Below are 13,338 nucleotides of genomic sequence, written 5' to 3' on the forward strand. Positions count from 1 at the left end.
AGCGTGCGCCTTCAATGACAGTCGTATAACCACCCCGGGAGAAACCCGTGCGTAAAACTACGCCCACCAGCACGGCCTTCGATCGGGCTTTTTCTCCAGAACTTGCAGAGGCCATCGTTGACCTTTGTCCGCTCGGGTTGATGCTCTCATCCAACAGAAAAATCGTGACCTGCAATCAGCGATTCGCGAGCATGTTTGGCTACTCGATGGAGGCATTGCAGGGTCAGGACCTGCTGGCGCTGTACCCCAGCGAGGACGAATACCAGCGCATTGGCCAGCGCGGACTTCAGGTCATGACGCAGAAGGGTGAGTACCACGATGAGCGATTGATGCGCAGGCGTGATGGCGCGACCCAATGGTTCCGGGTTCACGGCAACACATCCGATCTGTCCAACCCTTTCGGTAACGCATGCTGGGTGTTCGAGCCGCTGAACGCTGGCGCGGATGTTTCACGATTGACCCCGCGTGAGCGCGAGATTCTTGCGGGCATGTCCCGCGGACATACGGCAAAAGAAGCGGCCAGAGAACTTGGGCTGAGCCCCCGTACCGTAGAGAAGCTGCGCGCAGGGCTCCGAGCCAAGTTTGGTGCCCACAACGCGGTGGAGCTGATGAGCCGGGTCAGTGGTTTGCCGGGTTAAGAAGCTGCTTTCCCCTGCGCTCCTGCACCATGCGCACAGCGCGTTCGGCCTGAACCAGTCGAAGGGCTCGCTGGAGTTCGGCAGCGCATGTCCTGAGCCGGTTGAAGGGCTCAGCCCGAACGGCAGCTATCAAGGCACATCGACATGAACACCCTGCTGATCCACAACGCCACCTGCATCGCCACCTTCGACCACGCCGATCCCTCACAAGGCCGCGAGCTGAAGGACGCTTCGCTGTTCGTTCGCGACAACACGATCGAATGGACAGGGCCAACCAGCGAGCTGCCGCGCGCACTGCTCGAATCGGCGGGCGAAACCATTGACGCCCGCGGCCACCTGGTCATGCCCGGCCTGGTGAACACGCACCACCACATGTTCCAGAGCCTTACGCGGGCCATCCCCGGCGTGCAGGATGCCGAGCTGTTCGGCTGGCTGCGCGGTCTGTACCCGATCTGGGCCGGGCTCACACCTGAAATGGTGCAGGTCTCGACCCAGGTGGCGATGGCCGAGCTGCTGCTGAGCGGCTGCACCACCAGCAGCGACCACCTCTACATCTACCCCAACGGCGTGCGGCTCGAAGACAGCATCGAAGCCGCGCAGCAGATCGGCATGCGCTTCCTGGCCACGCGCGGCAGCATGAGCGTGGGCCAGTCTCAAGGGGGCCTGCCGCCGGACCGCGTGGTCGAAGCCGAAGATGCGATCCTGAAAGACAGTCAGCGCCTGATCGAGACCTGGCACAGCGCCGCGCACGGCGCCATGGTGCAGATCGCGCTGGCGCCCTGCTCACCTTTCTCCGTCAGCCCGGCGCTGATGAAGCAGAGCGCCGAACTCGCGCGCAGCTTCAGGGGCCAGGGCGTGCGCCTGCACACCCACCTGGCCGAGAATCACCACGACATCGCCTACAGCCGCGAGAAGTTCAACAAGACGCCTGCGCAGTACGCGCAGGAGCTGGGCTGGCTGGGGGAGGACGTGTGGCACGCACACTGCGTGAAGCTGGACGACGAGGGCATTTCGCTCTTCGCCGCCAGCCGCACCGGCGTGGCGCACTGCCCCTGCAGCAACATGCGCCTCGCCTCCGGCATCGCCCCCATCCGCCGCATGCTCAACGCCGGTGTGCCCGTGGGCCTGGGCGTGGACGGCAGCGCGAGCAACGACGGCGCGCACATGGTGAACGAAGCGCGGCAGGCGCTGCTGCTGGCCCGCGTGGGCCGCGCGCTGATGCCGCCCGAAACCCGCGATGGCCAAACCTTCTTCGGCTGCGACCTCGGCCCGGCCGAGATGACCGCGCGCGACGCGCTGTACATCGCCACCCGCGGCGGTGCGATGGTGCTGGGCCGCCAGGACATCGGCCACCTCGCGGTCGGCATGTGCGCCGACCTCGCGCTGTTCGACCTGCGCACGCTGGGCTTTGCCGGCGGCGCGGTGCACGACCCCGTGGCCAGCCTGCTGCTCTGCGCCAGCCCGCAGGCCGCGTACGCCGTGGTCAACGGCCGGGTGGTGGTGCGTGAAGGCCAGCTCACCACCGTGGACCTCGGGCCGCTGGTGGAGCGGCACAACGGGCTGGCCAGGATATTGGCCGACTCGGCGCGCACAGCCTGAGCCCCTGCGGGACAATGGCCCCGATGACCCCTTCCCACTCCATCTGGAGTCCCCTGCGACAGCCCGCTTTCCGCGGGCTGTGGCTTTGCGGCGCCGTCTTTTTCATCGGTGCGGGTATGCAGACCATGGCGGCGGCCTGGCTCATGATCGAGCTCACCGGCTCGTCCTTCCTCGCCGCGCTGGTGCAGACCGCGGTGTTCCTGCCGATGTTCCTGCTGGCGCTGCCCGCGGGCGTGCTGGCCGACACCACCGACCGCCGGCGCCTGATCTCGGGCGCGCTGATCGCGCAGGTGGTCGCCTGCGTGCTGCTGGCCGGGCTGGTGCTCGGCGGCTGGGGCGGGCCGGCGTCGGTGCTGTTCCTGGTCTTCGTGTGCGGCTGCTGCACGGCCGTGCTCACCCCGGCCTGGAACTCGTCGGTGATCGACCCGGTGCCGCGCGACGAATGGCCGCAGGCGATCACGGCCATCGGCATCGCCTACAACGCGGCGCGCGCGATCGGCCCCACGCTGGCCGGCCTGCTGTTCGCCTGGATGGGCGCGGGCTGGGTGTTTGTGGTCACGGTGTTCACCACGGGCGTGATGTGGGAGTCGATTCGCCGCTGGCCGCCTAAGGCCCACCCGCCCTCGCGCCTGCCGGCCGAACGCCTCTGGGGCGGCACGCTGAGCGGCCTGCGCTTCGCCTGGCACTCGCGCATCATCCTGGCGCAGCTGGTGCGCGTGATGGCGTACAGCGCCGCCGGTTCGGCGCTGTGGGCGTTGCTGCCGGTGATCGCGCAGCGCCAGCTCGGCACCGGCGCGCAGGGCTTCGGCCTGCTGATGGGTTGCATGGGCACCGGCGCGGTGGCCTCGGGCCTGGTAATCGGCCGCCTGCGCACCCGCTTCGGGCTCGACGCCATCATCGCCACCGCCTGCGTGGCGTTTGCCACCGTCATGCTGCTGGCCGCCTGGGTGCGCGTGCCGCTGCTGGTGTACACCGCCATGGCGGTGGGCGGCGCAGCCTGGATGGCGGCCATGTCCACCTTCAACACCGCCACGCAGGCCAGCGCACCGCAGTGGGTGCGCTCGCGCGCGGTGGCGCTGCACATCGTGGCTTCGCTCGGCGCGTTCGCCATCGGCTCGGCGTTCTGGGGCGCGGTGTCCGACATCGCCGGCCTCACCACCGCGCTGGTGGCCGCTGGCGCCCTGATGGCCGCGGGCCTGCTGCTGGCGCGCCCGTTCCCGCTGCGCGTGGGCGAAGCGCACGAGGTGACGCAGGGCACGCCGTGGGACGAGCTCTTTGTGGAAGCCGAACCCAGCCCCGAGGCCGGCCCGGTGGCGGTGGAAGTGGGTTACCGCATCCGCGCGGGCGCGGACAAGGCGTTTCTTGACGCCATCAGCCGCATGAAGGCACCGCGCCGGCGCGACGGCGCCACCTTCTGGCGCATCTACCGGGACCTGGGAGAACCCTCGCGTTATGTCGAGCGCTTCATCGTCACCTCGTGGGCCGACTACCTGCACCAGCGCGCCCGAGCCACCGTGGCCGATCACGCGCTGGAGGCCGAGGTGCGGGAGTTTCTGGCGCCCGGCGAGAGTTCGCACATGTCGCACTACATCGCAGAGCGTTGAAGCCCCCCGCAGCGCTTCGCGCTAACCCCCAAGGGCGGCACGGGCCGTCCGGCAGAGCCGGCCCGGCGGTGCCTGGGGTGGACCGCTTCAGGCCACCGGGGCGTACTCCGGAGCCCTGAAACGGATACCGAACGGCATCAGCTCAGCACGCCGGTCAGCCAAGCCCCCACTTCGGCCAGTTCGGTGTCGCTCACCTCATGCCCCATGGGGTAGCAATGCCAGTCCACCAGGTGCCCCATGACCTGCAAGGCGGTGCGCGCGGCCCGGGCGCGGTCGATGACGACCACCTCGTCCTGCTCGCCATGGGCCAGGAAGATCGGCAGGCGCTGGTTGGCGGCGTTGGACTCGGTCTGGAGCGTGCGGGCGCCCAGCGGCAGGTAACCCGAGAGCGCCACGATCGCGGCCAGGCGCTGGGGTGCGCGCAAACCCGTGTGCAGCGCGAGCACCGCGCCCTGCGAAAAGCCCATGAGCACGATGCGCTCGGACGGCATGCCTTGGGCCTGTTCCTGCTCGATCAGGGCCTGCACCATGGCCTGGGATTCGCGCAGGCCCGTTTCGTCCAGCGGCTGAGGGGCGTGGCGCCGGGTCTCCGGAGGCGCCGCGTCGTACCAGGCGTGCATGTCGGTGCCGTTGAGGCTCATGGTCCGCCAAGGCGCATCGGGGAACACACAGCGCACCGGCCCCACGGCAGCGAGGTCCATGCTGCGCAACAGGGGCACGAAGTCAGCGCCCGTGGTGCCGAGGCCATGCAACACGATGAGGCTGGCCACGGGCGTGGCGGCCGGGTCGCGCCCCGTCACAAATTCCTGCAGCGGGATGGTGTGGTGTTGAAAAAAAAGTCTGGCGCATTCATGCGGCCAGCATAAGCGCAGGTGTGCATCCGATGAAACGAAAACCGGCGTTCAGCGGCGCTGCGGTTGCATCCGGATGCAAACTTAACAAACAAACGCCAACTTGCCGCCGTTCACGGCGGTGGCGCGCTCAGCGTGGTGCCAGAACCTGCAACAGGAAGCTGTTGAGGTCGGCCACTTCTTCCATGCACACCTCGTGCGCCATGGGGTAGCTGTGCCATTCCACCGGGTAACCCAGCGCCTTGAGCGCGTCGCGAGCGGCTTCGCCGCGCGCCATGGTCACGACGTCGTCAATGCGGCCATGGGCCATGAACACCGGCAGGCCGCGGTTGGTATCGCTGATTTCAGCGCCCGTGCGGCTGGCCAACGGCAAATAGCCCGAGAGCGCCACCAGCCCCGCCAGGCGCTGCGGTGCGCGCAGACCGGCGAGCAGCGACATGGCGCTGCCTTGTGAAAAACCCATGAGCACGGTGCGCCCGGCCGGCACGCCGCGCAGCGCTTCACGGTCCAGCAGCTGCTGCACGATGGCCTGCGATGCGCACAGGCCCGGTTCATCCTCGCGGCGGCCACCGGCGGGGTCGGGCGGGTAAATGTCGTACCACGAGCGCATCTCGTAACCACCGTTGATGCTGACCGGCTGCACCGGTGCGCTGGGGAAGACGAAGCGCACCGGCCCGATGGCGGCAAGGTCGAGCTGCTGGGCGATCGGCACGAAGTCGCTGCCATCGGCGCCCAGGCCGTGCAGCACGATGATGCTGGCCGCAGGCTGGGCGGCAGGGTCACCGCCGGTGACGAATTCGATGAGTTCGAGCGGGGGGTTGTGGGTGTTCATGCCGCCAGCATAGCGCCGGCCCGCCACCGCCGTCAGTGGCCGGCACCGGGTTCGATCAGGCCCATGGCTTCGAAGGTGGCGATGGACTGGCGAGCGCCGTCGCCCTGGGCCACCAGCAGTCGCCGGCGGGTGTCCAGCGCGCTGCGCTGGGCATCGAGCACATCCAGAAAACCCGAGAGACCGTTGTCGTACAGCACGCGGGCCTGTGCCACGGCGGCGCTGGCGGCGGCATGGCCTGTTTCCAGGGCCTGCGCGCGCTGACGCGCTCCGCTGGCCGCCACCAGGGCGGCTTCGGTCTGCTGCAAGGCCTGCAGCAGCGTTTGCCGGTAGATCTCCAGCGACTCCCGCACCACCGATTCGGCCACGGCCACCCCGGCACGGCGCTGGCCACCGTCGAACAGCGTGGCGTCGAGCACGGCTGCGATGCTGGCGGTGACGATGTCCAGCACCCCGCCACCGAACGCGCTGGAGGTGAGCGTGATCGAGCCCGGCAGGCGCAGGCGCGGGTACAGGTCGGCGCGCGCCACCCCCAGGTCGGCCGCTGCACCGGTCAGCGCCTGTTCGGCGGCGCGCAGGTCGGGCCGCAGACGCAGCAGGTTCAGCGGGCGCACCACCGTTTGCGCACCCGACAACGCGGGCAGGCGCACGGCTTCACCTCCTTCGAGCGCTGTGGGGCGCTCGCCGGCCAACACCTGCAGGGCAGCGCCTGCCTGGCGCACCCGGACGACCGCATCGGCTGCGTCTGCGGTCAGGGAAGCGGCTTCGGCTTCGGCGCGGTCCAGGTCCAGCTGCGGCGACAGACCGGCCCGCACCCGCACACGCACCACGCGCAACACCTCGGTTTGCAGGTCCAGGGCGCCGGCCAGCAGGCGTTGGTCGAGCAGGGCCTCGCGCCAGGCCACATAGGCGCGCGCCGTCAGCGCAGCGACGGACAGGCGCGCGGCCTGCACCAGGTCCTCGGAGCGCAGCACGGCGGCCGCCGCCGAGCGTTCGGCCTGGCGCAAGCCACCCCAGAGGTCCAGATCCCATTCGACATCGATCGCTGCCGAGGGGTCGAGCGCGTGTGTGCCGGCGTCGCGGCGGCTGCGGCGCTCCAGCGCCAGTTCGCCGCCCACCTGCAGGCCCCGCTGGCCGCCCGCGCTGCGCAACAGGGCACGGGCCTGCACCGCGCGCTCACGCGCAATGGCGATGTCGGGGTTGAGGGCGAGCGCGCGCTCAACCCACAAGGCCAGTTCAGGATCGTCAAAACGCTGCCACCAGCGCAAGTCGGCCATCTGGGCGTCGGGCGCATCCGGCGGCGCGGCTTCGAAGCGGGTGGCCTGGTCCAGGCCGAGCGTCGGCAGGTCTGGCGCAGGTGGGGCGCTGGCGCAGGCCACCAGAGCACCACACAGCGCCAGAGCGGCCAGGTGTCCGCGCGCAGGCAGGGGCACATTCATACGGGTTCGTTCTGTTCGTTCACGGCGGCCTGTTTCATCTCGCGGGCCAGGTTTTCGGCCTGATGGGCACGGGGCTGGGCGAAACGCGCGATGCCGAGGTAGACCACCGGCGTGAGGAAGAGCGTGAACACGGCGGCGAGCGACAGGCCACCGAAAATCACCCAGCCAATGGCCGCACGCGACTCGGCGCCCGGGCCGCTGCCCAGCACCAGGGGCAGCGCGCCCAGCACGGTGGAGGCCATGGTCATCATGATCGGGCGCAGGCGCGTGGCCGCGGCTTCCTGTGCGGCCTCCGGCACGCTGCGACCGGCGTCGCGCAACTGGTCGGCGAACTCCACCATCAGGATGCTGTTCTTCGCCATCACGCCCACCAGCAACAGCAGGCCGATCTGGCTGTAGATGTTGACCGAGGTGCCGCTGAGCGCCATCGCGAAAACCGCCGCGGCCAGGCCGAAGGGCACACTGATCAGCACCACCGCGGCGCTGGTCACGCTTTCGAACTGCGCCACCAGCACCAGGAACACCACCAGCAGCGCAATGGCGAAGGTGATGAGCACGTCGCGCCCGGTCTGCTCCAGCGTGGCGGCATCACCGCGGAACAGCAGGCCCATGCCGGGCGGCAGCTCGGTGGCGGCGAGTGCGCGCAGATCGGTCACCGCCTGGGCCAGCGACACGCCGTCGGCGGCGACGGCACTGAGCTGCACCGCGCGGCGCTGGCCCAGGCGTTCCAGCTCGGAAGGAATGGCGGTTTCTTCAAAGCGCACGAACTGCGACAGCGGTACCAGGCGCGAGCCATCGGGTCCGCCGGCGCGCACGCTGTAGGCCAGCAGGTCCTGCGGGTCGGTGGCGCCGCGCGCGGTGGACTGCAGGATCACGGGCACCGTACGGTCGTCCACATTGAGTTCGGCCACTTCGGTACCGTCCACCAGGGCGCGCAGCACGGTATCCAGCCCTTCGACCGGTACACCCAGGGCGGTGGCGCGTTCGCGGTCCACCTGCAGCGTGAGCTGTGGCTGCGAGGCGGTGTAGCTCACGCGCACGTCGCGCAAGCCGGGCAGCCGGTCTTCGATGGCGGCCGCGAAGGCGTAGGCGGCTTCGGCGATGCGGGGGTAGTCGTCGCCGGTGATGGCCATCTGCACGCTGCCGTCGCCACCACCCACGCCCAGGCTGTTGCCGCCGCGGATGCGCACGCGTGCGCCCGGCAGGTCGTTCAGCAGCGCCTGCACGCGCGCGGTCAGTTCGGCCTGCGATACGGTGCGTTCGCTCCAGTCGGTCAGCGGCGCAACGATCTCGGCGCGGTTGAAATCGAATCGGCCGGTGATGGTGAACAGGTTCTTCACCAGACCTTCGTCCTGCAACGGCCTCACCGCGGCCAGTGCGGCTTCGAGCTGGCGGTCGCTGTAGGCCAGGCCCACGCCGTCCGGGCCATCGAGCCGGATCGACAACACGCCGCGGTCTTCGGTGGGCGCGAGCTCCTGGTTCAACTGGGTGAAGGTGAACCCCGCGCCCACCGCCAGCAACACGCACACGCCGAAGACCCACCAGGCCCGCCCGAGGGCCCTGGCCAGCCAGCGGTCATAGGCGCCGATGCCGCGGTTGCCCCAGGCCGAGAGACGGCGCCACACCGGCCCGGGCGCGCGCGCCTCGGGCAGGCGCGAACTGATCATCGGTCCGAGCGAGAGGGCCACGAAGGACGAGATGGCCACCGCGATCGCCATCACGAAGCCGAACTCGGCAAACAGCCGTCCCGCGGCCGAAGGCAGGAAGGAGATGGGCACGAAGACCGAAACCAGGGTGGCCGTGGTCGCCACGATGGCAAAGAACACCTCGCGCGTGCCCAGCACCGCCGCAGCGCGCGGCAGCAGGCCCTGGCCGCGCCGGCGCTGGATGTTCTCCAGCACCACAATGGCGTCGTCCACCACCAGGCCGGTCGCCAGCAGCAGGGCCAGCAAGGTCAGCAGGTTGACCGAAAAACCCAGCATCCAGATGGCGCCCAGGGTGCCGATGAGCGCGACGGGAATGGCCACCACCGGCACCAGCGTGGCGCGCCACTGGCCCAGAAAAACACCGACCACGGCCACCACGATCAGCACCGCCAGGCCCAGACTGATCACCACCTCACGGATCGCACCGCTGATGAAGACGGCGTCGTCCGACACCACCGACACGGTCAGGTCGCCACTGTTCTGGTTGAGGCGATCGACCACGGCGCGCACGCCCTCGGAAATGGCCACGCTGTTCGATTGCGCCTGCCGCACCACCCCCAGGCTGATCACCGCCTCGCCGTTCAGGCGCACATAGGACGTGGCATCGGCCGGACCGTAGAACACGTCGGCCACATCGCCCAGCGCCAGGGCAGGGTTCAGGCGCAGCGCGCGCAGTTGCGCCGGTGTGGTGACCGAGGCGTTGGCGCGCACCAGCACTTCCTGGTTGCTGGATTCCAGGCTGCCTGCGGGCACGTCCACGCGCGCGCTGCGCAGCAAGGTGGCGATGTCGTCCACCGACACGTTGTAGGCGGCCAGACGCAAGGGGTCGATGCGCACCCGCATGACGCGCTGGCGCGTGCCGAACAGCGTGATGTCGGCCACGCCCTCCACCGAAACCAGCTCGGCTTCGATCTGTTCTTCCACCACGCGCGAGAGCTCGTCCACCGCCAGCGTGCGGCTGGAAACCGCCAGCTGCATCACCGGATCGGCGTCGGCGTCGGCCTTGATCACGGTGAGGTTTTCCACGCCGCTGGGCAGGCTGCGCTGCACCCGCGCGACCGCATCGCGCACGTCGTTGGCGGCGGTCACCAGGTCCACGCCGGGGTTGAATTCGATGATGACGCGCAGATTGCCTTCTTCACTGGACGAACGCACCAGGTACACGCCCGGCACCCTGGAGGCCGCGCCTTCGAGCAGGCGGGTCACCTCGGCATCGAGTGTCTCGGGTGCGGCGCCCGGGTAGTTGGCAACCACCGCGACAATGGGCCGGTCGATGTTGGGCAGCTCGCGCACCTCCACCCCCATCCAGGCGCCCAGGCCGGCAATCACGATCAGCAGGTTGATCACAATCACCAGCCAGGGCCGGCGGATGGAGAGGGCGGGCAGGTCGCTGGCGCGGTCGTCAGTCATGCGGGACTGCTCTCACGATCCGTTGCCGACCACGCGCACCGGCCGGCCCGCGCGCAGGCGCTGCACGCCTTCGACCACCACCGCTTCACCCGCCTTCAGTTCGCTGTCGATCAGTACGCGGCCAGCGGTGCGTCGCACCGGGCGCGCAGCCACCTGTACCGCGTTCCCGTCGCGCACGGCCCAGACAAAGGAACCTTCGCGGCCCCATTGCAAGGCCAGTTCCGGCACGCTCACATAGGCCTGGCCGGGCAACTCGAGCTTCACCTGAAACGACATGCCCGATCGCAGCGCATCGTCCTTGTTGGGCAGCCTGGCGCGCACCCGCACGTTGCGGGTGGTCGGGTCGACACGGCTGTCGATCTCGGTGATCTCGCCATCAAAGCTTCGCTGAGGGTAGGCCGGGTTGACCGCCGTCAGAGACTGCCTGGCGGCCACGCGAGACAGGTAGGCCTCTGGCACTTCAAAGTCGAGCCGCAAGTCGCGCTGATCGTCAAGCGTGACCAATGCCGTGTCGGTGCTGACGCGGTCGCCAACCCCCACGCTGGCCAGGCCCACCACCCCTTCGAAGGGCGCACGCACCACACGATCGGCCACGGCTTCGCCCGCCTGCTTACGTTCGATCTGCGCGGCGCGCAGGGCAGCGCGGGCCTCGTCCACCACGCTCTCGGGCACCGCGCCGGTACCGCGCGTGCCTTCGTAGCGCCGCGCCAGCGCTTGCGCCGCGTCGACGCGTGCCGCCGCCAGGTCAGCCGCCAGCCGCTGGCTGCGGTCCACCAGGCGGAGCAGCACCTGCCCTGCCTTCACGCGCTGGCCGGTTCGAAAGCCGAGCTGGGCCACTTCGCCAGCCACGGCCGGGTACAGCGTGACCGACTGTCGAGCCACACCACTGCCAAGGACGTTGAGGGTGACGTTGTCGCTGGCCTCGGTGCTGGTGGCCACGATCACGGGTGGGGCAACGGGTGCCACGGGAGGGGTCTGAGCGCGGGCAGCAACGGCTCCGTTGAAGAACAGACCCCAGGCCATGGCCAGCGCGATGAAGGGTGGTGAACGGAACAAGGTGGTGCAGACAAAAAAAGAGGCCGCTGCTGCGGCCCGTTGACCCATCACAGGACACCCGGTTGGTGCGCCGGCGCCGTGTGCTGGCAGATGGATGCACGCCCGGCACCAGAGTTCCCGTTGAGCGCCGCAAAGTATCGCACCTCGACCGCAGCGATGCGCTGCCGGTCCCGTCGGCCCCCTCGAACAGGTGAAACCCTCTAAACACCGGCACGCCCACTTGGTAAATTGGAAAGTTCACACACCCTCCAGGAGACAAGAACATGCCCAAAATCGCGCCCGACCTGCTTGCCCTGCAACGCCTCTACCACTGGGAGCAGACCGCCCCGTCCCGCGTCACTCTGACCCAGCCCATGGGCAACGGTGCCACGCAGACCTGGACCTGGGCCCAGGTAGCCGACCAGACGCGGCGCATGGCCGCCCACCTGCAGGCACAGGGCTGGGAGCCGGGTTCGAAGATCGCCATCCTGTCGAAGAACTGCGCCTGGTGGCTCATGAGCGATCTGGCGATCTGGATGGCCGGGTATGTGTCGGTGCCGCTGTACCCCACGCTGGCACACGACACGGTGAACCAGATCCTCACGCACAGCGAGGCCAAGGCCTGCTTCGTGGGCAAGCTCGACGGCTGGGAGGGCATGAAGTCGGGCGTGCCGGCCGGCCTGCCCTGCATCAGCTACCCGCTGTCGCCGGCCGACGCGATCGCGGCCTATGACGGCTGGGACGCCATCGTGGCGCGCACCGCGCCGCTGACCGGCCAGCCGACCCGCGCACCCGACGAGCTGGCGACGCTGATCTACACCTCGGGCACCACCGGGCGACCCAAGGGCGTCATGCACAGCTTCGACAACTTCGCCTGGGCCATCACCAGCGGCCTGAAGCGCGTGCCGATGTCGGGCGAGGACCGCATGCTCTCCTACCTGCCGCTGGCGCACGTGGTCGAGCGCGTGCTGGTCGAACACGGCTGGTTGCAGACAGGCATGAGCCTGTATTTCGCCGAATCGCTCGACACCTTTGCCGCCGACCTGCAGCGCGCACGGCCGACCATCTTCTTCTCGGTGCCGCGCCTGTGGGTGAAGTTCCAGCAGGGCGTGCACCACAAGATGCCACCGGCCAAGCTGCAGCGCCTGCTGGGCATTCCACTGATCGGCGGCCTGGTGCGCAAGAAGGTGAAGAAAGCACTGGGACTGGACCAGTGCCGCTTTGCCGCCGGTGGCGCCGCGCCCATGCCGATGGAGCTGCTGCAGTGGTACAGCCGTCTCGGCCTGCACATCAACGAGGGCTACGGCATGACCGAGAACCTCGCGGTCTCGCACATCACCATTCCCGGCCAGAACCAGCAGGGCTCGGTCGGACCGACCTACGACGGCGTGGAACACCGCATCGACCCGCAGAACGGCGAAATCCAGATGCGCAGCCCGGCACTGATGCTGGGTTACTACAAGGAGCCGGAGCAGACGCGCGACGCCTTCACGCTCGACGGCTGGCTGCACACCGGCGACAAGGGCCGCATCGACGCCCAGGGCAACCTGCACATCACCGGCCGGGTGAAAGACCTGTTCAAGACCAGCAAGGGCAAATACGTCGCGCCCGCGCCGATCGAAGACCGGCTGGTGATGCACGAGGCGGTGGAAGCCTGCGTGGTCACCGGCGCCAACCTGGGGCAGCCGCTGGGCATCGTGATGCTCAACGCCGAGGCGGTTGCACGGACGGGCGACCCCGTCGCGCGCCGCGCGCTGGAGGCCTCGCTGGCGCAACACCTGCAGCACATCAACGCCACGCTCGACCCGCACGAACAGCTGCAGTGCATCGTGATGGTGACCAGCGCCTGGACCGTGGACAACGACGTCATCACGCCGACCTTCAAGGTCAAGCGCAACCGCATCGAAGAGCTGTACGCGAAACACTACGAAGCCTGGGAAACCGCGGGAAAGCCGGTCGTCTGGTCGGACTTCTGAAACCGGCCACCGGACAAAACAGTCGGGCCATCGGGAATAAACGGTCTCGCTGCGGTGTTCACCGCGTGTCAGTCCCTGTTTAACCCCTGTTCAAGGAGCCTGCTCATGCAACGCCGATCCCTCCTGTTTTCCACCTCTGCCACCCTGCTGCTGGGTGCGTCCCTGCTCGTGGGCTGCGCCGGCCCCCGGGGCATGGGCGGTCCCGGCGCCCGGGGCATGGGTGGTCCCGGTCACCCCGGCATGATGAAGCG

The 13,338-nt window shown here is 68.9% G+C and carries 9 protein-coding genes; 4 read left to right on the forward strand and 5 right to left on the reverse strand.

What is annotated here, in order from left to right:
• Positions 1–47 precede the first annotated feature (47 nt).
• The 3 genes from AC23D4_RS10115 to AC23D4_RS10125 all read left to right on the forward strand — a co-directional run bounded on the left by AC23D4_RS10115 (position 48) and on the right by AC23D4_RS10125 (position 3,841).
• Positions 48–638 (forward strand): LuxR C-terminal-related transcriptional regulator, encoded by a 591-nt coding sequence (locus tag AC23D4_RS10115; protein WP_472889503.1) that lies wholly within the window; start codon positions 48–50, stop codon positions 636–638.
• Positions 639–782: 144 nt separating this feature from the next.
• A complete protein-coding gene (locus tag AC23D4_RS10120; protein WP_472889504.1) occupies positions 783–2,237 on the forward strand; it encodes an 8-oxoguanine deaminase in 1,455 nt (484 codons plus the stop codon).
• A 23-nt stretch (positions 2,238–2,260) separates the two neighbouring features.
• Positions 2,261–3,841, forward strand: coding sequence for an MFS transporter (locus AC23D4_RS10125; protein ID WP_472889505.1), 1,581 nt, complete (start codon positions 2,261–2,263; stop codon positions 3,839–3,841).
• A gap of 137 nt (positions 3,842–3,978) precedes the next feature.
• On the opposite strand, the gene AC23D4_RS10130 is transcribed toward AC23D4_RS10125, so the two are convergent.
• The 5 genes from AC23D4_RS10130 to AC23D4_RS10150 form a co-directional block, all read right to left on the reverse strand.
• Complete coding sequence (locus AC23D4_RS10130) at positions 3,979–4,641, reverse strand: alpha/beta hydrolase (RefSeq protein ID WP_472889506.1); 663 nt, start codon at positions 4,639–4,641, stop codon at positions 3,979–3,981.
• A 181-nt stretch (positions 4,642–4,822) separates the two neighbouring features.
• Positions 4,823–5,524, reverse strand: a complete 702-nt coding sequence (locus AC23D4_RS10135; RefSeq protein WP_472889507.1) for an alpha/beta hydrolase — start codon at positions 5,522–5,524, stop codon at positions 4,823–4,825.
• Between the two features lie 32 nt (positions 5,525–5,556).
• The gene (locus tag AC23D4_RS10140; RefSeq protein WP_472889508.1) at positions 5,557–6,960 is read right to left on the reverse strand and encodes an efflux transporter outer membrane subunit; all 1,404 of its coding nucleotides are present in this window, start codon (positions 6,958–6,960) and stop codon (positions 5,557–5,559) included.
• Positions 6,957–10,076, reverse strand: coding sequence for an efflux RND transporter permease subunit (locus tag AC23D4_RS10145; RefSeq protein WP_472889509.1), 3,120 nt, complete (start codon positions 10,074–10,076; stop codon positions 6,957–6,959). Before AC23D4_RS10145 ends, AC23D4_RS10140 begins: the two co-directional genes overlap by 4 nt.
• Before the next feature lie 12 nt (positions 10,077–10,088).
• Positions 10,089–11,180 carry an efflux RND transporter periplasmic adaptor subunit gene (locus tag AC23D4_RS10150; RefSeq protein WP_472889510.1) on the reverse strand — a complete coding sequence of 364 codons (1,092 nt, stop codon included), beginning with the start codon at positions 11,178–11,180 and terminating at the stop codon, positions 10,089–10,091.
• Positions 11,181–11,395: 215 nt separating this feature from the next.
• Here AC23D4_RS10150 and AC23D4_RS10155 point away from each other — a divergent pair, with 215 nt between their 5' ends.
• Positions 11,396–13,087 (forward strand): AMP-binding protein, encoded by a 1,692-nt coding sequence (locus AC23D4_RS10155; RefSeq protein WP_472889511.1) that lies wholly within the window; start codon positions 11,396–11,398, stop codon positions 13,085–13,087.
• Positions 13,088–13,338 lie beyond the last annotated feature (251 nt).

Source organism: Hydrogenophaga sp. L76 (assembly GCF_057654755.1).